Genomic DNA, 21657 nt, shown 5'->3' on the forward strand with positions numbered 1-21657 from the left:
CCGCCTCTGCCTGCCGGCGGAGGGAAACCGGAGCCGGCCGCTTTGGCGGGACCCTACAGACGCCGACCGACCGGGTCCTGTAGGAGAGGCCACGTCGCCTCAGTGACCGGCATCACCCCGTACCCGGGTTGGCGGGAGTTCTTTGTCCGGAGCCCACCACGGGCGTGCCGGAGCCTTTGTCGAGCGCTGACGGTGATCGGCGCGAGGACGCTGGGATAGCGTCGCGGTGTCCCGAACCGCCCTCACCTCCGCGGAGTCCCCATGAGCACCGCAGCCGCCCCATCCGCTCTGCCCCAGCAGGGCGGAATCCGAGTCGGCCTGGTCCTCGCCGACCTCGTCCCGGCGTCCCGCGTACGGGACGTCGCCCTCGTCGTCGGGGGTGCCGCGCTCACCGGCGTCGCCGCCCAGCTCGCCGTCCCCGTCCCGGGCTCCCCGGTCCCGGTGACCGGCCAGACCTTCGCCGCGCTCCTCGTCGGCACCGCCCTCGGTGCCCGGCGCGGTCTGTTCGCCCTCGCGCTGTACGCGATGGCGGGCGCCGCCGGCGTGCCGTGGTTCGCCGAGGGCGGGTCCGGCATCGGGATGCCGTCGTTCGGCTACGTCCTCGGCATGCTGCTGGCCGCGGTCGTGGTGGGCTCCCTCGCCCGCCGCGGCGCCGACCGCTCCGCCTGGCGGACGGCGGGCACCATGCTGCTCGGCTCGGCGGTCATCTACGCCGTCGGCGTGCCCTACCTGGCGCTGGCCACCGGCATGTCCGCCTCCGCCGCGGTCGCGGCCGGCCTCACCCCGTTCCTCATCGGCGACGCCCTGAAGGCGGCCCTGGCCATGGGAGTGCTCCCCACCGCCTGGCGGTTCGTCAACAAGCGCTGACGGCAGGATTCCTCGGGCCGATCCGGCACGGACGGACAAGCAGGAAGGAGGCCGGCCGGGCGCGCGTACAGCGCCCGGCCGGCCTCCTTCCGTGTTCCCGGGGCTCATGGGGCGGTGCCACCGGCGGGGCCTGCCGGCGGGGCCGGCCGGCCCTCCCGCCGCCGTGGCCGCCGTGACCACCACGACCCGGCCGTCCCGGCCGCGAGGAACGCGGCCCCGTCGTGCCGGTCGCTCCGCGCCGGCTCGGGGCGGGGCAGGGCGGGGCGGCGCGCGTCGCCGCTCCGCGCCCGCGGTGGCCGGCGCACGGTGCCCCCGCTCCCACCCCTCGCGTCCCGTGCCCGTGCCCCCGCCCCGCCGCTCCCGCGCGCGATCCGCCGTGGCACACTCGGAGCATGCGCGTGTACCTCGGTTCCGACCATGCCGGATACGAACTCAAGAACCACCTCGCCGCGTGGCTCGAGGAGGCGGGGCACGAGCCCGTCGACTGCGGGCCCCACCTCTACGACGCCCAGGACGACTACCCGCCCTTCTGCCTGCGCGCGGCCGAGCGGACCGCCGCCGACCCCGGCAGCCTCGGCATCGTGATCGGCGGCTCCGGCAACGGTGAGCAGATCGCCGCGAACAAGGTCAAGGGCGTACGGGCGGCCCTGGCGTGGAGCGAGGAGACCGCGGCGCTGGGCCGCACGCACAACGACGCCAACGTGGTCGCGGTGGGTGCGCGCATGCACACCACGGACGAGGCGACGAAGTTCGTCGAGATCTTCCTGGGCACCCCGTTCTCGGGCGACGAGCGCCACAGCCGCCGCATCGACATGCTCGCGGACTACGAGACCACCGGCGACCTTCCCCCGATCCCGCCCCACCACCCCCAGCAGTAGCCGGCGCCCGGCCCGTCCGCGCCCGGCCCGTCCGCGCCCCGCCGGGGAGCAGCAGCTCCCACCACGGCGGGGCGGACGGACGCGCCGGCCCCGGCAGGCCGTGGCCGGCGACGGCGGACGAGAGCGGAAGAGAGCAGAGAAGGAAGGGACCGGACCCGTGCCGGAGGGCCACACCATCCACCGGCTGGCCGAGGACTACGCCGCCGCCTTCGCCGACGGCAGCCCCCTGCGCGTCACCAGCCCCCAGGGCAAGTTCAGCGACGCCGCCGCCCTCCTCGACCGCACCCCCCTGCACACCGCCGACGCCCACGGCAAGCACCTCTTCCTCGGCTTCCGTGACCCCGACCCCGAGCACACCGCCTGGGTCCACATCCACCTCGGCCTCTTCGGCAAGGTCACCCTGGGCCCGGCCCCCGTGCCCCCGCCCACGGACACCGTCCGCCTGCGCCTCGCGCACCCCACGGCGTACGCCGACCTCCGCGGACCCGCCACCTGCGCCCTGATCACCGGCCCCGAGAAGCGGGCGGCACACGACCGCCTGGGCCCCGACCCTCTGCGCCCGGACGCCGAACCGGACGCCGCCTACCGCAGGATCAGCCGCAGCCGTACGACGATCGCCGCGCTCCTCATGGACCAGAAGGTCATCGCCGGCGTCGGAAACGTCTACCGCGCCGAGGTCCTCTTCCGGCACCGCATCGACCCCTACCGCGCGGGCCGGGACATCACCCCCGCCGAGTGGGACGCGCTCTGGACCGATCTGGTCGGACTGATGCGCGAGGGCGTCCGCAACAACCGCATCGACACCGTCAGTCCGCAGCACACCCCGGAGGCGATGGGCCGCCCGCCGCGCGTCGACGACCACGGCGGCGAGGTGTACGTCTACCGCCGGGCCCATCAGCCCTGCCACCTCTGCGGCGGCGAGATCCGCACCGCCCCTCTCGCCGCCCGTAACCTCTTCTGGTGCCCCGCCTGCCAACACCGTTAGAGATTTTCCGCCGGACGCCCCCCGCGAGGGCCCCCGGTGAAGTTGACTGTGAAGTCGGTCCCCCAACGAGGGACAACCAGGACCTCCCGTGCCAAGTGGCCGGTCCGATGGATAGGGTCCCGAACTGATGGCAGCAGGACGAGAGAGGCGCGCAGAAGCCGACACGTTGACGGCCCGGGTGAAGAAGCAGTGGCACCGGGCCCGCGTCGGCATGCGCCGGGCCGCCGTCGACTACTTCCGTGGGGACGGCTCCGACTGGATAGCCCTCGCGGGGCTGCTGCTGACGATCCCGCTCATCGCGGCGGCGACCCTCGCCAACTCCGTGTGGTTCGCGCCCTCCGCCCTGGTCCTGCCGATCGTCGCCGGCGGGCTGCTGCTGCGCCCGGCGAGCCTGCTCGGCCTGTACGCGGCGGCGGCAACCGCGCTGATCGTGGAGGCCGTCCGCCTCGGCCCGTACACCGAGGGCGCCTCCCGGGTCACCCCCGGCGTCGTCCTCGTGGTGGCCGCCGGAGGCTTCTTCGGCCTGGTCGTCGCCCAGTTCCGCAGCCGGGTCGGCGTGCCCTGGCGGCGGGGCGGCACCATGCTGTTCGACCTGCGTGAACGCATCCGCGTCCAGAGCCAGTTGCCGACCCTGCCCAGCGGATGGCACCGGGAGATGTCCCTGCGCCCCGCGGGCGGCCAGTCCTTCTCGGGCGACTTCGTGGTCGCCGCCCGCACCAACGGCGGGCGCACGCTGGAAGTCGTCCTGACCGACGTGTCCGGCAAGGGCATGGACGCCGGATCGCGTGCCCTGCTGCTGTCCGGCGCCTTCGGCGGCCTGCTCGGCAGCCTCCCGCCGCACGCCTTCCTGCCGGCCGCCAACGGCTACCTCCTCCGCCAGGAATGGGAGGAGGGCTTCGCCACCTCCATCCACCTCGTCCTCGACCTGGACTCCGGCGACTACGAGCTGTACTCCGCCGGACATCCGCCGGGCCTCCAACTCAGCGCGGGCAGCGGCAAATGGGAGGAGAAGACGGCCGACGGCCCGCTCCTCGGTGTCTACGACGGCGCCCAGTTCGACCCGGTGAAGGGCTCACTGCGCGCCGGCGACGTGCTGATGCTGTTCACCGACGGCCTGGTGGAGACGTCGGAGCGGGACATCGTCGAAGGCATCGACCGCCTCACCGGCGAGGCCGACCGCTATGTCGCCGGCGGCTTCCACGGAGCGGCCTGGCACCTCATCGAAGCGGTCGCCAAGGACGTCAACGACGACCGGGCGCTCCTGCTGATCTGCCGCGAGGGCCCGACGGCCGCCGCGACCCGCTGACCCGCCGACCGGAGGCCCCACGGCTCGGCGCCACCACTCTTCTGCCGTCCTCCGGTCTGTTCGTCGTCGCAGGCGAGGGACACTGGAAGGGTGAACGGGACACCGCGCAACCTGCTGACCCCCGCCCAGATCGAGGCCACCGCTCGCGCCGTGCACGAGGGCCAGACCGACAAGGCGGGCGTGCCGTACGCCGAGCACCTGAGGGCCGTCGCCGAGGGCGTCGCGGCGCGCGGCGGCGACGAGGAGCAGGTCGCGGCGGCCTGGCTGCACGACGCCGTCGAGGACGGCAAGCTGTCGCAGGAGTGGCTCCGGGAAGCGGCACTGTCCCGGCGGACCAAGGACATCGTCCTCGCGGTCACCAAACGGTCCGGGGAGCCGCCCGAGGTGTACGCGGCCCGCATCCTCGCGACGCCCGGCGCGCTCCTCGTGAAGGAGGCGGACCTGGCGCACAACGCCGATCCGGTGCGGCTGGCGGTGCTCGACGGGCAGACCCGCACCCGGCTGACCGAGAAGTACGCGCGGATGCGCACTCTCCTCGGCCTCGTGGCGGGCGACCGGCCGGACCGGCCGGCCTGACCGGACGCGGAGCGACGGCCGGCACGTGCCACGCGTACACGACCGTGTACGCGGCCTCCGGGGGCCGGCTGCCACCCGTGACGGGCTCCCGGGAGTGGCCTGTGGCCACCAGCACGACCGCCGGGTCCTCGGCGCTGCCGGAGAACGCGTCCCGCCGCTCGCCGGAGCCCGGCGCTCCGGACGCTCCGCGGCCGCCGTCCGGTCGAGGCGAGTCGGTCACGGGCCACCCGCCGGGAGCTCGGGAGGAGACCGGCGCACTCGCCGCGCTTCTGGGGGACGGGGCGGCGCGGAACATGTGAGGCATTCTGGAGTTCGCCGTGAAAGGCGTGAAAATCCCACGTGGTTCCGGTTCTCCCTTCCGGATACCCGCGATCGGCGGATATCGACGGCCCTGTCGCCGTGACGGCCGGCGCACGCCCAACGCACTGCACGAGCAGGGTTCCAGAGCATCCGGTGTGCCTGTTATGCGTCGATCGGCCCCAGGGTGAACGGTGCATATGCCTCATCGTGCGAGCCCGCGGGATGTCGGCTCCCTTCCTCTCCGCGGCCTGCCCGGTGATATGCCGGGGTGCGGAGGCGGCAAAAGGGAAGAGCCGCGGACGCGTTGCGTGGATACGGCACGGGCCCGGTCGAATTCCGCCTGCGGGTGGTGAGTCGAATTGCCGTGCGAGATCCTGCCGTTGGCTTCGTACGGGGCGCGCCCGGTGCCCGGTCGCGCCCGGTCCGTTTCCCTCCCGGGCCGGCGCGCGCACGCGCGGCGCGGCCGATGTGAGGCGGATGATGCGTCACTGGCCGCATAGCCCGGCCCTGTTGGTGGCACGATGGTTCTGGCGGGGCGCGCGGGGATGCGTCACCCGGACCGGACGAGCGGACCGACCAGGGGTGTGATCAGTTGTGGCCATTTCACTGTCTGTGGTGGTGCTGTTGGCGGTCATCCTCGTGGTGCTGATCAGAGGCGGCTCCATCAAGGCCGGCCCTGCGATCGTCGCGATCCTCTTCGGTTTCTTCCTCGCCTCCACCGGCATGGCGCCGTCCATCAACCGCTTCATGAACTCGCTGGCGGACATGGTCAACTCGATCAGCTTCTGAGGCCCTCCGCCGGTGCCCGGCCCTGCCGCTGTCCGAGAACGCGCACAGGGCCGGCCGGAGGAGTGAACCCCCGGCCGGCCCTGTGCCGTGTGGAGCGGGCGACGGGAATCGAACCCGCGTAGCTAGTTTGGAAGACTAGGGCTCTACCATTGAGCTACGCCCGCACATCACGCACCGCGGGCCCTGGGGCCGCGGTACTGACAGGCATCGTAGCGGGTGGTGCGCCCTCGTCGCACACCCGGTGCCCGTCCCGGTCCCGGCGCCGCGCCGGGCCGTGCGCCACGCCCGGTGAATGCGGCGCCCCGACCGGGCGCCGGCATGTACCCTACGTGTCGCACCAGACGGGGTGTGGCGCAGCTTGGTAGCGCGTCCGCTTTGGGAGCGGAAGGCCGTGGGTTCAAATCCCGCCACCCCGACCAGTCACCTGATCACCGCCAGTGATCGGCTTTGGGTCGCTGTAGTCGCTGCCGTTACTATGCAAGCTGCACGCCCGTGTGCTCAGCGTCTGAAGTCTCCGGGCTGCGAATCGGCCGGACCGTTCTGGTCCCGGCAGAAATCCAGAAGTCAGCCACCAAGGAGACCGAACCGTGAAGAGCGCCGTGGAGACCCTGAACCCGACTCGGGTTCGGCTCACTGTCGAGGTGCCCTTCGAGGAGCTCAAGGACAGCCTCGACGCGGCGTACAAGAAGATCAACCAGCAGGTCACGGTGAAGGGCTTCCGCAAGGGCAAGGTCCCGGCCCGGGTCATCGACCAGCGGTTCGGCCGCGGTGCGGTGCTGGAGGAGGCGGTCAACGACGCGCTCCCGAAGTTCTACACCGACGCGGTCAACGAGGCCGAGCTGAACCCGCTGGGCCAGCCCGAGGTCGACATCACGGAGCTGAAGGACGGCGAGACGCTGAACTTCACCGCCGAGGTCGACATCCGCCCGACCATCGAGATCCCGGACTACTCCGGCATCGAGGTCGAGGTCGACGCCGTCGAGGTCAGCGAGGAGGACGTCGACAAGGCCGTCGAGGAGCTGCGTGAGCGCTTCGCCTCCACCGCCCCGGTCGAGCGCGCCGCCGAGGACGGCGACGTCGTCACGATCGACCTCGAGGCCAAGGTCGACGGCGAGGTCCTCGAGGACGGCATCGCCAGCGGCGTCTCCTACACCATCGGCTCCGGCGAGCTGCTGGACGGCGTCGACGCCGCGGTGACGGGCCTGTCGGCCGACCAGGAGGCCACCTTCACCTCCGAGCTCAAGGGCGGCTCCGCGGCGGGCAAGGAGGCCGAGGTCACCGTGAAGGTCACCCAGGTCGCCAAGCGCGAACTGCCCGAGCTGGACGACGAGTTCGCGCAGCTGGCCTCCGAGTTCGACACCCTCGAGGAACTGCGCGCGGACAGCCGCAAGCGCCTGGAGAACATGAAGCAGTACGACCAGGCCACGCAGGCCCAGGAGCGCGTCCTGGACAAGCTGCTCGAGCTGGTCGAGGTCCCCGTCCCCGAGAAGCTGCTCGAGGACGAGGTCAACACCCGTAAGCACAACCTCGAGCACCACCAGCTCGGCCAGATGGGCCTCGACCTCGAGAAGTACCTCGAGATCCAGGGCAAGACCGCCGAGGAGTTCGACGCCGAGACCCGCGAGGCCGCGGTCAAGGGCATCAAGACCCAGTTCGTCCTCGACCAGCTGGTCAACCAGGAGAAGCACAACGTCAACCAGGAGGAGCTCACCGAGCACCTCATGCGGCGTGCGGCCTCCTCCGGCATGTCCCCCGACCAGTTCGCCCAGGCGGTCGTCGAGGGCGGCCAGGTTCCGCTCCTGGTCGGTGAGGTCGCCCGCGGCAAGGCCCTGGCCTCCGTGGTCGAGAAGGCCGTGGTCAAGGACACCAACGGCGAGATCGTCGACCTCGACGACGAGGAGGAAGAGGGCGAGGGCACCGAGGCCCCCGCCGCGGACGCCGACGAGGCCCCCGCCGACGCCAAGGCCGACAAGGCCGACGCCAAGGCCGACGACGCCGACGCCAAGGCCGACAAGGCCGAGGAGAAGACCGAGGGCTGACCCTCGCGTCGCCTCTGACGGACACACGACGGGCCCCGGGCATTCATGCCGGGGCCCGTCTGCCGTACGGCAGGGCAGCCGCCCCAGGGGCGCGGGGGCCGTACCGGTGTGCGGATCCGCCGCGTGGGCGCCACCGGCCGCCCCGGCCCGAGGCGCTCCCTGCCGGGCCCCCGTGGCGTCGCGACGCCCGGCGACGCGCTCCCGGCCCGCCGAACACGCCGCTCCTACCTCCCCGGAGATCCGTCGGAAGCGCCCTGCCGGATCTCCACCGGTGGATACGCCCACGATGCGGGGACCCGGCGCACCCGGCGGAGCACCCTGCGCTCACAGCGAACACCCCCCGCTCCGGGATTCCCCGAAGGAGCCCGCGCGTTAGGGTCCATGAGTACGAGGGCAGGGGAGTCCGCGAGCACGGCCGGACGGCCCCACGCCCCGGCAGAACACGTGAGACGGCCCGGCGCCGTCGTAAGACGAGCAGGTGGATACGTGACGAATCTGATGCCTTCAGCCGCCGGCGAGCCTTCCATCGGTGGTGGCCTCGGCGACCAGGTCTACAACCGGCTGCTCGGCGAGCGGATCATCTTCCTCGGCCAGCCGGTCGACGACGACATCGCCAACAAGATCACCGCACAGCTGCTGCTCCTTGCCGCCGACCCGGACAAGGACATCTTCCTCTACATCAACAGCCCCGGCGGCTCGATCACCGCCGGCATGGCGATCTACGACACCATGCAGTTCATCAAGAACGACGTGGTGACCATCGCCATGGGCCTCGCGGCCTCGATGGGGCAGTTCCTGCTCAGCGCGGGCACGCCCGGCAAGCGCTTCGCGCTGCCGAACGCGGAGATCCTGATCCACCAGCCGTCGGCCGGCCTGGCCGGCTCGGCCTCGGACATCAAGATCCACGCCGAGCGGCTGCTGCACACCAAGAAGCGCATGGCCGAGCTCACCTCGCAGCACACGGGCCAGACGATCGAGCAGATCACCCGCGACTCGGACCGCGACCGCTGGTTCGACGCCTTCGAGGCCAAGGAGTACGGCCTCATCGACGACGTCATTCCCACGGCCGCGGGCATGCCGGGCGGCGGCGGCACCGGGGCGGCCTGAGCGGCCCACGGGAGCCACACGGCCCCGTAGGACCCCCACCGGACCCCGACCCGGACGGGACCGGCTCCGAGCAGACCCGCCCGGACCGGCCCGGACCGGCTCCGAGGGCCCGGTGGCAGCCCCAGCAGCCCCGGCCCACCGCCTCAGCCCCTTTCCAGGAGACACTGTGAACGACTTCCCCGGCAGCGGCCTGTACGACCGCACCCGTGCCGAGTACACCGGCCCCGCGGCCGAGTCCCGCTACGTCATCCCGCGCTTCGTCGAGCGCACCTCCCAGGGCATCCGCGAGTACGACCCGTACGCGAAGCTCTTCGAGGAGCGCGTGATCTTCCTCGGCGTGCAGATCGACGACGCCTCCGCCAACGACGTCATGGCGCAGCTGCTGTGCCTGGAGTCGATGGACCCCGACCGGGACATCTCCGTCTACATCAACAGCCCCGGCGGCTCCTTCACCGCCCTCACGGCGATCTACGACACCATGCAGTACGTGAAGCCCGACGTGCAGACGGTCTGCATGGGCCAGGCGGCCTCCGCCGCCGCGGTCCTGCTCGCCGCCGGTACGCCCGGCAAGCGCATGGCGCTTCCGAACGCCCGCGTGCTGATCCACCAGCCGTACAGCGAGACCGGCCGCGGCCAGGTCTCCGACCTGGAGATCGCCGCCAACGAGATCCTCCGGATGCGTTCGCAGCTCGAGGACATGCTGGCCAAGCACTCCACCACGCCGGTCGAGAAGATCCGCGAGGACATCGAGCGCGACAAGATCCTCACGGCCGAGGACGCGCTGAACTACGGTCTGATCGACCAGATCATCACCACCCGGAAAATGGACAACTCCAGCCTGCGCTGACGCGTGGGGCCCGGGAGGCTGTATTGTCTGCCGCCCCTTGGCATGGTTCATGACGGTCCGCGTCGAAGCGAACCGTGCCGAGGGGGGCCCGAACGGGGGGCCCGGCAAGGTACCGTCGGACATAAGGCAGCACCAGGAGTCGTTGGGCGTTGACGTCCAGGCGGCTCCCAGGCGAAGGGGAAGCACACCGTGGCACGCATCGGTGACGGCGGCGATCTGCTCAAGTGCTCGTTCTGCGGCAAGAGCCAGAAGCAGGTCAAGAAGCTCATCGCAGGGCCCGGTGTGTACATCTGCGACGAGTGCATCGACCTCTGCAACGAGATCATCGAGGAAGAGCTCGCCGAGACCAGTGAGGTCCGCTGGGAGGAACTGCCCAAGCCCCGCGAGATCTACGAGTTCCTCGAGGGATACGTGGTCGGCCAGGAATCGGCCAAGAAGGCCCTCTCCGTCGCCGTCTACAACCACTACAAGCGGGTCCAGGCGGGGGAGAACGGCGGCGCGCAGGGCCGCGAGGACGCCATCGAGCTGGCGAAGTCCAACATCCTGCTGCTGGGCCCCACCGGCTCCGGCAAGACCCTCCTCGCCCAGACCCTGGCCCGCATGCTGAACGTCCCGTTCGCGATCGCGGACGCCACCGCCCTCACCGAGGCCGGGTACGTCGGCGAGGACGTCGAGAACATCCTGCTGAAGCTGATCCAGGCCGCCGACTACGACGTCAAGAAGGCCGAGACCGGCATCATCTACATCGACGAGATCGACAAGGTCGCGCGCAAGAGCGAGAACCCGTCGATCACGCGTGACGTGAGCGGCGAGGGCGTCCAGCAGGCCCTGCTGAAGATCCTCGAGGGCACCACGGCGTCCGTCCCGCCGCAGGGCGGCCGCAAGCACCCGCACCAGGAGTTCATCCAGATCGACACGACGAACGTGCTGTTCATCGTGGGCGGTGCCTTCTCCGGGCTGGAGAAGATCATCGAGGGCCGTGCGGGGGCCAAGGGCATCGGCTTCGGCGCCACCATCCGCTCCAAGCGGGAGCTGGAGGACAAGGACCGGTTCGAGCAGGTCATGCCGGAGGACCTGGTCAAGTTCGGCATGATCCCCGAGTTCATCGGCCGGCTCCCGGTCATCACCTCGGTCCACAACCTCGACCGCGAGGCCCTGCTCCAGATCCTCGTCGAGCCGCGCAACGCGCTCGTCAAGCAGTACCAGCGCCTCTTCGAACTCGACGGCGTGGAGCTGGACTTCGAGCGCGAGGCCCTCGAGGCCATCGCCGACCAGGCGATCCTCCGTCAGACCGGTGCCCGCGGCCTGCGCGCCATCATGGAGGAAGTCCTCCAGGGCGTCATGTACGAGGTCCCGTCCCGCAAGGACGTCGCCCGCGTGGTGATCACCGCGGACGTGGTCCTCTCCAACGTCAACCCGACCCTGATCCCGCGGGATTCGCGGGGGCGTGGGTCGGGGGAGCAGAAGACGGCGTAGGTCAAGTAGTTGAATGGTTCGGTGGTGCGTTCTGCACGCTCGCGGAGCGTCCCACCACCTTACGGCACATAAAGAAGGAGGCTGCCCGGGCAATGTTCCACGGGCAGCCTCCTTATCTACAGGTGTGAGCGATGCTTACTTACGCCCACGAACAAGCTGTGTTCGCGTCGCTGTTGCTCACACGGATGGCCTGGAGTTGAATTATGCAATTCCAGTGAGGCACGGTCTGGCCGAGCTGTTTCGTGGCAGGGAAGGTGCAAGCCGTGGTTGCCCTGGCTCCTACCGTGTACCCGAGATTTTGCAAGACGCCCGTGCATTGGGCAACTGTGGCGGATGCGGGCGCCGCTGTGGCCAGCGGGACGATCGTCCCCGCAACCACAAGCCCGGCTATGGTGAACGCTCTCTTGAGCATGTGAAATCCCCTTGTCTGGCTACGGTCTGAAAGTCATGATCATGACAGGTCTGTTCTATCGCATTTTCGAGAGAGAGTGTTGAGTGGGGTCGATTCCTCGCCGCAAAGACCGCGGTTTTTACTGCTGGCCGTTGGCTTAATAGTGGCCTTGTGTAAATGGTGCACTCAGGGGGAACTGGGTGATCCTCTCCGTGCCCTCTCTATGGAGGTGGCATTAGCCGATTGATTCTTGCTGATCTGCGATCTGATCAAGCCAAGCCCGTCTAGTCTCGATCTTTCGCACCGGCTGGTTCCTGACGAACTCTGGTCGCTCGTCGCGCCGTTGTTTCCTTCGTTCACCTCGTGCCCGCAGGGTGGAGGGACTGCGTTGGTGGATGAGCGGGCGGTGCTCACCGCTGTGGTGTACGTGCTGACCAGCGAGTGTGCGTGGCGGCATCTACCGGAGACGTTCGGCCTCTCGTCGGCCACCGCGCACCGCCGGTTCTCCGCGTGTACGAAGGACGGGTTGTGGCGGCGCCTGCACCGGGCCGTGCTGGACGAGGGGCCTTGACCCCGGATGTTGGACACACGAGACACTGGATCCTGAGGATCTGAGAACGGACATCTCGTGGTCATGAAGAATTATCCGCCGCAGTTCAAGGCGGATGCGGTCGCGCTGTACGAATCGCGGCCGGAAGCGACGATCAGGTCGGTCGCAGCCGATCTGGGGATCAACCCGGAGACGCTGCGGAACTGGGTTCGGGCAGCCGGGGTGAGCCGTCCCCGAGGACGGCGGACGCAGGAACCAGCCCTGCCGCCGGCCCCGCTGGAGGCGGAGAATGCGGCTCTGCGGAAGAAGGTCCGTGAGCTGGAGGAGGAACGGGAGATCCTGCGCAAAGCGGCGAAGTATTTCGCCGGGGAGACGCGCTGGTGAACCGCTTCCAGTGTGTCGCCGACCTCCAGCGCCGTTACGGCGTGAAGCGGCTCTGCAGCATCCTCGGCGTCAGCCGCTCGAGCTTCTACTACTGGCGCCGGACGGCTGCCGACCGGGCCGCCCGGCAGGCGGCCGACGCGAAGCTCGCCACCCGGATACGGGCGGTGCACCAGGAATCGGACGGCACCTACGGAGCCCCGAGGATCACCGCCGAGCTCCGCGAGGAGAACGGTGTCGCGGTCAACCACAAGCGCGTCGCCAGACTCATGCGGGCGTCCGGGATCGAAGGAGTCCGGTTGCGCCGCCGACACCGCACCACCGTCCCCGACCCGGCCGCCGCCAAGGCCCCGGACCTGATCAGCCGCGACTTCACCGCGGACAAGCCGAACACGAAGTACGTCGGCGACATCACCTACCTGCCCGTCGAGGGCGGGAAGTTCTGCTACCTGGCGACCGTCATCGACCTCGCCTCGCGCCGTCTGGCCGGCTGGGCTATCGCCGACCACATGCGCGCGGACCTCGTCACCGACGCCCTGGCCGCGGCGATCCGCACCCGCGGCAGCCTCGCCGGATCGATCATGCACACCGACCACGGAGCTCAGTACACGAGCAGGATTTTCGCCGAAGCCTGCAGGTCAGCAGGGGTGCGGCGGAGCATGAGCGCAATCGGGTCCAGCGCGGACAACGCACTCGCCGAGTCCTTCAACGCGACCTTCAAACGCGAGACGCTTCAGGGCCGGAAAAGCTGGCCCGACGACCGCCAGGCCCGACTCGACGCCTTCCGATGGCTCCACCGCTACAACACCCGACGCCGACACTCCCGCCTCGGACAACGATCACCGATCGCCTACGAGAACGCCCTCCACCGCACACCAACTACGCTGGCACAAGCCGCATAACCCGTGTTCAGGATTCGGGGTCAAGGCCCGAGCTCGGTGCCCGTGGTGAGTTGGACTGGACCTCGGCCATCGTGGACGCGGCCTCGGTCCGCGCGAAAAAAGTGGGATCGCTGACCGGGCGCAATCCGGTCGACCGGAGCAAGAAGGGCAGCAAACTGCATGTCCTGTCCGACAGCCCAGGGCTTATCCCTCGCGCTCGGTGTGCCTGGCGCGAACGTCCACGACAGCCAGGCCCTGCTATCGCTGGTCCTGGGCATACCCGCGATCCGTTTACGATGCGGACCGCGACGGCGTCGGCCCGCGAAGCTTCGGGCTGATAAGGCGTACTACTCCGCCAGACACCTGACGTGGCTGTGGGGAAGGAACATCGTCCCGCGCATCGCCCGGCCCGGCGTCGAGTCCGGCGAGCGTCTCGGCTGGCACCGCTGGAAGATCGAGCGGTCGATTGCCTGGCTCCTCGGCTACCGCCGCCTCACCGTCCGGTACGAGCGCAAAGGCAGCCACTTCTTGGTCATCCTCGGGCTCGCAGCAGTATTGACCTGCTACAAGAAGCTCGCGAAACTCGCCACGTGAGAAAAATTTTTAGTTGTCGGTGGTTGAGGCCGGCAGGCCGAGGGGTCGAGTGTCGTCTCGGGTGGACGCAGGGCTCCACTGCTTCGGGCTGGGTCCTCTTCTCGTAAAGGCCGGTGAATCCGTTGGTCAGTCTGGTTTTGGCAGAAGAGCGAGAGCGAGACGTTCGAGAGCTGTGGTGATCTCAACCGTCCAGGGCCAGTGACGGGCGAGACGGAGGATCCGGCGTCGGCCGGTGGTGACGAGCTGGGCGGCCACGGAGCATAGGCGGAATCGGAGGCGACGTGGCTCCCAGAGCCGGGCTTGGTCGATCAGGGTGAGCATGGGTATGCAGGCTCGGCGCCCTCGAATGATCAGCTCCACCATCACAGGGGACATGATCCGTGGGTCATGTGTCTCCAGTGGCGGGGAGTGGGTCGGCGGCGTAGTTTCCCTGCCCGACTTCCAGGCGCAGCCAACCTTCCGCACATAGCGCGACAACCGCTTTCTGCGTCGTAGCCTGAGCCGTCCCGTACTCCGCTGCGAGTGTCACGGCTCCAGGGAAGCGTTCACCCGGCGCCCACTCCCCGGCATGCAACCGTCGGCGCAGGTCGGTGAGGATCTGCGGCCAGAGGTTCCGTGAGCGGTCAAGATCAGGCATACGGTCAGCGTGCGCGTTACTGCATAGATTCGCTACCGCGCTTACGCGTAACCGCGTAACCGCGTAATCCGTAAGACGGAAGATGAACAAAGCGCCCCAGGGTAACCATGCAGGGCCATTACCTGGGGCTATTGCTGGCTTCGGCTCGTCAAGGTGACGCTGGATCGACGAGGGTCAGGCCGGTACCGGCTATGAAGCCGTCGAGGGTGTGGGACCGGTACTGGAGGCGCTTGAGCCGGTTGCGGACCAGCGTTTCGAGCCGGTCGAGGGCGACCACTGCGAGGTTGGCCAGGCTGCGTTTGACGTGTGCCCATACCCATTCCACGGGGTTGAGATCGGGTGAGTAGGCGGGGAGCAGGAACACCGTCAGCCATTCGCGCTGGGCGATCAACTCACGCATGGCGTGGGAGACGTGGGTGTTCAGGCGGTCCCAGACCAGCACGATCGGCGCCTGGACGAGGTGGTGGGTGCCGTCGATCAGCGCGATGAAGTCGCGCTCGCCCATGCTGCGGCGTGCGCCTTTGCCAGCGGGGTGGGTACGCAGGCGGTGGCACAGCCGCGTGCGGGAGCCCGGCCGCATCGCGATCAGTCCGGCCACCGACAGGCGTCCTGAGCGTCGTCCGCTGACGGTCACGACCGGGGTGTGGCCGCGCCGGCCCCAGGTACGTCCTTTGGGCGGTCGGCGGGTGAACCCGGCTTCATCCTCGAAGCAGATGTAACCTCCGCAGGCCGCCTGGGCTCTTTCACCTCCGCCCAGGTCGCCTCCCTCCAGGCGGTCACAGCCTGCTCGTCGCGCTCGGCGACCCGCCGCGCGGGGACCTGGGGGCTGAAGCCGAGCCGGTGCATCAGCCTGGTGGCACCCGAGACGCTGTAGGAGACGTGGAAACTTCCTGCCGATCAGCGTGGCCACCCTCGCCGCGGTCCACACCTGATCCTCCACCCAGCCATGCTCGGCCGGCCCCTCCTCGAGATACCCGGCCAGTTTCTCCAGACAGCGCGGGGACAGCTGGCATCGCGATCCGCTCGGGCCGCGGGAGGCCAGCGCCTCACGACCGCCGTCCCGCCACAACTGGTGCCAGTGGTAAGCCGACTTCACGCTCACCCACAACCGCCGTGCGACCTCCGACGGCTTGATCTCCTGCTCGTACAACTCGGCCGCCTGCATCCGCACCGACTCCCGGCGCCGACGTCCCGCAGGAGTCAGCCCGCCCCCATCCGCATATCTCACACCACACGGATACAGCCGCCCACCCACACCCATCACGGGCTTCGCAAAGATTCACCCCGACGAGCTGAAGTCAGTGATCAGAAACTCATGGGGTTCTCGTCCAGGACGTAGCGGACGTGCGGGCCGCCGAAGTAGCCGCGGACGATGTGTGGCTGACGTTGTCGGCGGTGGAAGAACCTGCGGGTTTCGGCGACGAGTTCGGCCTGGTTCCTGGCCCGGTGGGTGTGGGACAGGCTGCGTTTCAGGTCGGCGTTGACCAGCTCGCCGGGGTTCAGTTCGGGTGAGTACGAGGGCAGGAAGTGCAGCTCGATCTGGTCCTGGTGGTCGGCGAGCCAGGCCCGGACGGTCTTCGAGCGGTGGGCCGAGTGCCGGTCGACGATCAAGTGGACCTTGTGGTCGAAGTGCCCGACGAGCCGGGAGAGGAAGCGGCACATCACCTTCGCGTCGAACGACTCGGTGAAGACCATGAAGTGCGTCCGGCCGCGGGTGCTGATCGCGGACATCGCGTTCACGGAGAACCGGTTCCCGGTCCGGCGGACGATGGAGGTGGAGCCTTTGGCGCCCCAGGTGCGGCCGGTGACCTGGTCCGAGCGGGTCCCGCCCTGGTCACCGAAGAGAACCTCGGCGTTCTCCGCCTTCGCCTTGGCCCGGATCGCCGGCCAGGTCTCCTCGCGCCAGACGCGGACCGCTTCCGGATCCTGCTCGACTGCTCGCTTGTCCGGACGCCGGAAGGTCAGCCCCCAACGCCTGAGGTACTTGCCCACCCCGGGCTCGGTGAACCGGACCCCGTACAGCTTGAAGATCAGCTCGCCTATTTGCCCCCGCGTCCACAGCTGACCCGAAAGCCCCAGGTCAGAGGGGATGTGATCGAGGGGATGTGATCGAGGGGATGTGATCGAGGGGATGTGATCGAGGGGATGTGATCGAGGATAGCCTGCCGCACAGCGGCCTGCTCGGCCTCGGACAGGACCTGGTGCTCGCCCACGCGGCGGCCTCGCGGGCGCGACAGCAGTGCGTCCCGGCCGTCGGCCCGCCACCTCACCCACCAGTTGTCCACGGCCTTGACCGACACCTTGAACAGGGCGGCGACCTCCACCCGGTCCCGGCCCTCCATCAACGTGGAAACCGCCAGCAACCGCACAGCTTCCTGCGCGTTCGGCGACCACGTCCGCGCGTCCCCCACCAGATCACTCACACACCATCAACGAGCCTGAACTCAAAGCGTTTCGGATCAATAAGCCGACTGATTAGGAGTCGACCTGTGCGGAACCTTATCGATGCGCTGCTTGTGTGGCTGCTGCCTCCCAGCGGCAAACGCAGGGCATTAATTGCCTCGGCGCCCGCTATGCGTCCCGTGGCCCCGCTGTACTCCACCCCGATCCCCGACTGGGACACCCGTTTGGTTCGCCCATGTGTCAGGCGGGGAGGTGTTGGCACGTGAGTGAGCGTTGCTGCGCGCATCACCCCGAGTTTGGCCCTGGCGTGGGGGTCAACCGTCAGCCCTGCTCCCTGCCCGCGGACCACGCTGGGGCGCACGAGAACGACTGCGCCAGGACCTGGCACGGCGAGTGGAGTGCCCCGACGCAGCCTCGGGAGATCGGCGGTGGGGCGGGCAGAGGCAAGCGCATCATGGTTGTGGCCGAGCCCGGTGGTGCTCTCGAGCAGGCCGCCGATGTGTTCGCGGTTGAGACGGCCGATGCGCTCTGCGCCGTCATCGGTTCCATCCTGGAAGCCGGCCAAGCCAACAGGCAGGAACTGGCCGCGTTCGTAACCGTGTTGCATGCCTCCCTCGCAGAGGTCACGCAGGTGGCCGCCCGCACCCTTGACAGGCTCAACGCCCGCGAACCCGCCTTCGTTGAGCCTGCCTTGGGTGATGAACCGCGCGAGGCGCAGCAATAGGGGCACTCACTGAGGGAAAGAGGGAGGACGCGATTGAAACGGCCTCTTCCATTCTTCTGGGCGGGGTCGTGTGCGTCGGTGAGTACTGGAAGAACGAGAGAGGCGACACTGGTTCGCGCAGGGGCTGAAGAACCCGCGTCGCCCGCGCGGGGCCACGTTCAGCATGAGGTACCCGGCGAGATTTTCCGGGTACCTCATGGTTCGGCTCGGCTACTTCTTGACTCGCACCTCGCTTCGTACGTCGGAGGCGATGCCGGCGGACTCGTCCAATGAGTACGTCTTGGCGCCTGCAGTCGGCTCGACAACCCCCATCGTGCTGTAGTCCGCCCAGATGCACAGGTACGTCTTCTGGACCTTTTCAGTGACCTGATTCGTTGTCTCGGCCTGCTGGCATTTCATCACGGCACCGTCCAAGCCATTGGGCGAAACCGACTGAGGGTCACCAACCAGCTTGATCTTCTCGTCTGTGTCCTTGTGCATCTGGGTGAAGGTGGCATCGAGAGTCTTCTCCGGGTCTTCGACCTTGCCGTAGACACCGAAAAAGGTGACGTTCTCAGCGGTCTGCACCTTCGACAGATCGGAGGAGTCGCTGGGGTCAAGGGCTGTGAGGTCGACAGTGGAGTAGATGGCGCCGACCGAGGTCGCATCGCTCACTCCGGCCTTGGCGAGATCGTCCGCGTCGCTGGAACTGGCTTCTTCTTCCTCTGAGTCGCCCATGCGGTCGTACTTGTCCGACAGAAGGGTTGACGGCGCGGAGAGCTTGTGCGGGCCGTCGTCCTCCAGGCCGCCCGCGCCGCCGCCCCCGCCGATCACGAAGTACGCGCCGACACCGATCGCCACCACGACCGCCACCGCGCCGATGATCCAGCCGGCCTTCTTGGCGCCGCCGCCCGGGGCCGGGGGCTGGGGCGCTCCGTACGGAGCCTGGCCGTACGGGGGCTGCTGCGGCGGGACGCCCTGGCCGGGCTGGGGCGGGTAGCCGTAGCCGGGCCGGCCGGGCGAGGGAGCCTGCTGGGGGTAGCCGTAGCCGGGCTGCGGAGCCTGCGGCTGCTGGCCGTAGGGACCCGGCTGGCCGTACGGTCCGGGCTGCTGGGGCTGCCCGCCGTACGGGCCCGGCTGGTTGTAGCTCATGTTCTGGGTTCCCCTCCAGATGCTTATGTGTCGCTGACATCCTGTCTCAGCTGCGGCGCGATCAGGCCGCCGGGGGGGTGCACCGTTACAAAGGAAACGCGTTTCGGGACTGGCCCGTGACACCTCTAAACTGAGGCTCGTGACCGAGAACTCTCAGCAGCCGCAGCCGCCCACCTCCGAACTGCCGACCCAGTACGCGCCGGCCGACGTAGAGGGGCCGCTGTACGAGCGCTGGGTGGAGCGGGGCTACTTCGAGGCGGACGCGAAGAGCGACAAGCCCCCGTACACCGTCGTCATCCCCCCGCCGAACGTCACGGGCAGCCTGCACCTCGGGCACGCCTTCGAGCACACCCTCATCGACGCCCTGACCCGACGCAAGCGCATGCAGGGCTTCGAGACGCTGTGGCAGCCCGGCATGGACCACGCCGGCATCGCCACGCAGAACGTCGTCGAGCGGGAACTCGGCAAGGAGGGCAAGTCCCGGCACGACCTCGGCCGGGAGGCCTTCGTCGAGCGGGTCTGGCAGTGGAAGGGCGAGTCCGGCGGCCAGATCTCCGGGCAGATGCGCCGCCTCGGCGACGGCGTCGCCTGGTCGCGCGAGCGCTTCACCATGGACGAGGGGCTGTCCCAGGCCGTCCAGACCATCTTCAAGCGGCTCTACGACGACGAGCTGATCTACCGCGCCGAGCGCATCATCAACTGGTGCCCGCGCTGTCTGACCGCGATCTCCGACATCGAGGTCGGGTACCAGGACGACGACGGCGAACTCGTCTCCATGACGTACGGCGACGGGGACGACACCATCGTCGTCGCCACCACCCGCGCCGAGACGATGCTCGGCGACACGGCCGTCGCCGTCCACCCCGAGGACGAGCGGTACAGGCACCTGATCGGCAAGCTCATCAGGCTGCCGCTGACCGACCGCTCCATCCCGGTCGTCGCCGACGAGCACGTCGACCCCGAGTTCGGCACCGGCGCCGTCAAGGTGACCCCGGCGCACGACCCGAACGACTTCGAGATCGGCCGCCGCCACGACCTGCCGTCCCTCACCGTGATGGACGAGCACGCCGTCATCACCGTCCACGGCCCCTTCCAGGGCCTGGACCGGCTCGAGGCCCGCTCCGCCATCGTCGCCGCGCTGCGCGCCGAGGGCCGGATCGTCGCCGAGAAGCGGCCGTACGTCCACAGCGTCGGCCACTGCTCGCGCTGCAGGACCACCGTCGAGCCGCGCCTGTCCATGCAGTGGTGGGTCAAGGTCGGCCCGCTGGCCAAGGCGGCGGGCGACGCCGTCCGCGACGGCCGGGTCGCCATCCACCCGCAGGAGATGGAGAAGCGGTACTTCGACTGGGTCGACAACCTCCACGACTGGTGCATCTCGCGCCAGCTGTGGTGGGGCCACCGGATCCCCGTCTGGTACGGGCCCGACGGCGAGGTCGTCTGCGTCGGCCCCGACGACGAGGCACCGAGCGGCGAGGGCTGGCACCAGGACACCGACGTCCTCGACACCTGGTTCTCCTCCGGCCTGTGGCCCTTCTCGACGCTGGGCTGGCCCGAACAGACCGAATCGCTCGCGAAGTTCTACCCGAACTCCGTCCTGGTCACCGGCTACGACATCCTCTTCTTCTGGGTCGCCCGGATGATGATGTTCGGCCTGTACGCGATGGACGGCACCCCGCCGTTCCGCACCATCGCCCTGCACGGCATGGTCCGCGACCAGTTCGGCAAGAAGATGTCGAAGTCCTTCGGCAACACGGTCAACCCGCTGGACTGGATGGACAAGTACGGCTCCGACGCCCTCCGCTTCACCCTCGCGCGCGGCGCCAACCCGGGCACCGACGTGCCGATCGGCGAGGACTGGGTCCAGGGCTCCCGCAACTTCGCCAACAAGATCTGGAACGCGACCCGCTTCGCGCTGATGAACGGCGCCACGGTCGACGGCCCGCTGCCGGACGCGTCGAAGCTGTCGCCGACCGACCGCTGGATCCTCTCCCGGCTCAACGCGGTGGTCGCCGAGGTCGACGCGTTCTACGACGACTTCCAGTTCGCCAAGCTGTCCGACGCGCTGTTCCACTTCGCGTGGGACGAGGTCTTCGACTGGTACGTCGAGCTGTCCAAGACGACGTTCCAGGCGGGCGGCGAGCCGGCCGAGGTCGGCAAGCGCGTCCTCGGTGAGGTCCTCGACGTCACGCTGCGGCTGCTGCACCCCGTGGTCCCGTTCGTCACCGAGACGCTGTGGACGACGCTGACCGGCGGCGAGTCGGTCGTCGTCGCCGACTGGCCGCAGGCCGTGTCCGTTCCCGGTGCCGACGCACCGGGCGGTTTCCGGGACGCCGGCGCCGAGCGGGAGATCGCGACCCTCCAGTCCGTCATCACCGAGGTCCGCCGCTTCCGCGCCGACCAGGGCCTGCAGCCCGGCCAGCGGGTCCCGGCCCGGCTGTCCCTCGACGGCTCGGCGCTCGCCCCGCACGAGGCGGCGATCCGGCAGCTGCTGCGCCTCCAGCCGGAGGGCGACGCGTTCACCGCGACGGCGGCCCTGCCGGTGGCGGGCGTCGAGGTCGCCCTGGACCTGTCCGGGGTGATCGACTTCGAGGCCGAGCGCAAGCGCCTCACCAAGGACCTCGCGGCCGCGCAGAAGGAGCGTCAGCAGGCTGAGGCCAAGCTGGGCAACGAGGCGTTCCTGGCGAAGGCCCCCGACCACGTGGTCGACAAGATCCGTGCGCGACTGGCCAAGGCGGACGAGGACCTCGCCCGCATCGGGGCCCAGCTGGAGCGGCTCCCGAAGGCGTAGCCCCCGG

Annotated in this window: 21 protein-coding genes, 2 tRNA genes and 2 pseudogenes; 16 read left to right on the forward strand and 9 right to left on the reverse strand. The window is 69.3% G+C overall.

The window, feature by feature from the left end; genetic code table 11:
- Positions 1–261: 261 nt before the first annotated feature.
- The 6 genes from ORI94_RS17910 to ORI94_RS17935 all read left to right on the forward strand — a co-directional run bounded on the left by ORI94_RS17910 (position 262) and on the right by ORI94_RS17935 (position 5701).
- Positions 262–867, forward strand: a complete 606-nt coding sequence (locus tag ORI94_RS17910; RefSeq protein ID WP_266076589.1) for a biotin transporter BioY — start codon at positions 262–264, stop codon at positions 865–867.
- A 392-nt stretch (positions 868–1259) separates the two neighbouring features.
- A complete protein-coding gene (locus tag ORI94_RS17915) occupies positions 1260–1745 on the forward strand; it encodes a ribose-5-phosphate isomerase (protein WP_266076591.1) in 486 nt (161 codons plus the stop codon).
- 157 nt (positions 1746–1902) lie between these two features.
- Entirely contained in the window at positions 1903–2730 is an 828-nt protein-coding gene (locus tag ORI94_RS17920) for an Fpg/Nei family DNA glycosylase (protein WP_266076594.1), read from the forward strand.
- A 127-nt stretch (positions 2731–2857) separates the two neighbouring features.
- A complete protein-coding gene (locus ORI94_RS17925; RefSeq protein ID WP_266076597.1) occupies positions 2858–4036 on the forward strand; it encodes a PP2C family protein-serine/threonine phosphatase in 1179 nt (392 codons plus the stop codon).
- Positions 4037–4126: 90 nt separating this feature from the next.
- Positions 4127–4612, forward strand: a complete 486-nt coding sequence (locus ORI94_RS17930; RefSeq protein ID WP_266076600.1) for an HD domain-containing protein — start codon at positions 4127–4129, stop codon at positions 4610–4612.
- Positions 4613–5506: 894 nt separating this feature from the next.
- Complete coding sequence (locus tag ORI94_RS17935) at positions 5507–5701, forward strand: hypothetical protein (protein ID WP_266076603.1); 195 nt, start codon at positions 5507–5509, stop codon at positions 5699–5701.
- A gap of 90 nt (positions 5702–5791) precedes the next feature.
- On the opposite strand, the gene ORI94_RS17940 is transcribed toward ORI94_RS17935, so the two are convergent.
- Positions 5792–5865, reverse strand: a tRNA-Gly gene (locus ORI94_RS17940).
- A gap of 178 nt (positions 5866–6043) precedes the next feature.
- On the opposite strand from ORI94_RS17940, the gene ORI94_RS17945 reads away from it, so the two are divergent.
- The 8 genes from ORI94_RS17945 to ORI94_RS17980 all read left to right on the forward strand — a co-directional run bounded on the left by ORI94_RS17945 (position 6044) and on the right by ORI94_RS17980 (position 13967).
- A tRNA-Pro gene (locus ORI94_RS17945) sits at positions 6044–6120 on the forward strand.
- Positions 6121–6288: 168 nt separating this feature from the next.
- On the forward strand, positions 6289–7740 hold the full coding sequence (tig, locus tag ORI94_RS17950) for a trigger factor (RefSeq protein WP_266076605.1): 1452 nt from the start codon (positions 6289–6291) through the stop codon (positions 7738–7740).
- Between the two features lie 498 nt (positions 7741–8238).
- A complete protein-coding gene (locus ORI94_RS17955; protein WP_266076971.1) occupies positions 8239–8847 on the forward strand; it encodes an ATP-dependent Clp protease proteolytic subunit in 609 nt (202 codons plus the stop codon).
- A gap of 166 nt (positions 8848–9013) precedes the next feature.
- Entirely contained in the window at positions 9014–9694 is a 681-nt protein-coding gene (locus tag ORI94_RS17960) for an ATP-dependent Clp protease proteolytic subunit (RefSeq protein WP_323056068.1), read from the forward strand.
- 189 nt (positions 9695–9883) lie between these two features.
- A complete protein-coding gene (gene clpX / locus ORI94_RS17965) occupies positions 9884–11170 on the forward strand; it encodes an ATP-dependent Clp protease ATP-binding subunit ClpX (RefSeq protein ID WP_266076608.1) in 1287 nt (428 codons plus the stop codon).
- 641 nt (positions 11171–11811) lie between these two features.
- A complete protein-coding gene (locus ORI94_RS17970; RefSeq protein ID WP_266076610.1) occupies positions 11812–12132 on the forward strand; it encodes a transposase in 321 nt (106 codons plus the stop codon).
- 57 nt (positions 12133–12189) lie between these two features.
- Positions 12190–13394, forward strand: a protein-coding gene (locus ORI94_RS17975; protein WP_266076612.1) for an IS3 family transposase whose coding sequence is annotated in 2 segments (ribosomal slippage) — positions 12190–12481 and positions 12481–13394 — 1206 coding nt in all. Because the reading frame shifts where the segments join, the coding sequence is not laid out codon by codon here.
- Positions 13395–13553: 159 nt separating this feature from the next.
- Positions 13554–13967 carry a transposase gene (locus tag ORI94_RS17980; protein WP_266076614.1) on the forward strand — a complete coding sequence of 138 codons (414 nt, stop codon included), beginning with the start codon at positions 13554–13556 and terminating at the stop codon, positions 13965–13967.
- A gap of 126 nt (positions 13968–14093) precedes the next feature.
- Here ORI94_RS17980 and ORI94_RS17985 read toward each other — a convergent pair.
- From ORI94_RS17985 to ORI94_RS35555, 7 genes and pseudogenes are all read right to left on the reverse strand, one after another.
- Positions 14094–14300, reverse strand: a pseudogene (locus ORI94_RS17985) (transposase); the annotation flags it as partial.
- 52 nt (positions 14301–14352) lie between these two features.
- Positions 14353–14604 (reverse strand): GntR family transcriptional regulator, encoded by a 252-nt coding sequence (locus ORI94_RS17990; RefSeq protein ID WP_266076615.1) that lies wholly within the window; start codon positions 14602–14604, stop codon positions 14353–14355.
- A 148-nt stretch (positions 14605–14752) separates the two neighbouring features.
- Positions 14753–15319, reverse strand: coding sequence for a transposase (locus ORI94_RS17995; protein ID WP_266076975.1), 567 nt, complete (start codon positions 15317–15319; stop codon positions 14753–14755).
- The gene (locus ORI94_RS35545; protein WP_416237844.1) at positions 15235–15450 is read right to left on the reverse strand and encodes a helix-turn-helix domain-containing protein; all 216 of its coding nucleotides are present in this window, start codon (positions 15448–15450) and stop codon (positions 15235–15237) included. The genes ORI94_RS17995 and ORI94_RS35545 overlap by 85 nt, the downstream gene beginning before the upstream one ends.
- 253 nt (positions 15451–15703) lie before the next feature.
- Positions 15704–15865: pseudogene (locus ORI94_RS35550) on the reverse strand (DNA-binding protein); the annotation flags it as partial.
- A 44-nt stretch (positions 15866–15909) separates the two neighbouring features.
- Complete coding sequence (locus ORI94_RS18005; RefSeq protein ID WP_266076977.1) at positions 15910–16737, reverse strand: IS630 family transposase; 828 nt, start codon at positions 16735–16737, stop codon at positions 15910–15912.
- Positions 16644–17027, reverse strand: a complete 384-nt coding sequence (locus tag ORI94_RS35555) for a helix-turn-helix domain-containing protein (RefSeq protein WP_266076618.1) — start codon at positions 17025–17027, stop codon at positions 16644–16646. Before ORI94_RS35555 ends, ORI94_RS18005 begins: the two co-directional genes overlap by 94 nt.
- 434 nt (positions 17028–17461) lie before the next feature.
- Here ORI94_RS35555 and ORI94_RS18015 point away from each other — a divergent pair, with 434 nt between their 5' ends.
- Complete coding sequence (locus ORI94_RS18015) at positions 17462–17731, forward strand: hypothetical protein (RefSeq protein WP_266076621.1); 270 nt, start codon at positions 17462–17464, stop codon at positions 17729–17731.
- A gap of 210 nt (positions 17732–17941) precedes the next feature.
- Here ORI94_RS18015 and ORI94_RS18020 read toward each other — a convergent pair whose 3' ends face one another.
- Positions 17942–18862: a hypothetical protein gene (locus tag ORI94_RS18020; RefSeq protein WP_266076623.1), complete on the reverse strand. Its 921-nt coding sequence runs from the start codon at positions 18860–18862 to the stop codon at positions 17942–17944.
- Positions 18863–19001: 139 nt separating this feature from the next.
- Here ORI94_RS18020 and ORI94_RS18025 point away from each other — a divergent pair, with 139 nt between their 5' ends.
- On the forward strand, positions 19002–21650 hold the full coding sequence (locus tag ORI94_RS18025) for a valine--tRNA ligase (protein ID WP_266076626.1): 2649 nt from the start codon (positions 19002–19004) through the stop codon (positions 21648–21650).
- The last annotated feature ends 7 nt before the right edge of the window (positions 21651–21657 follow it).

The sequence above is a fragment of the Streptomyces sp. NEAU-W12 genome, from assembly GCF_026242095.1.
Classification (GTDB): domain Bacteria; phylum Actinomycetota; class Actinomycetes; order Streptomycetales; family Streptomycetaceae; genus Streptomyces.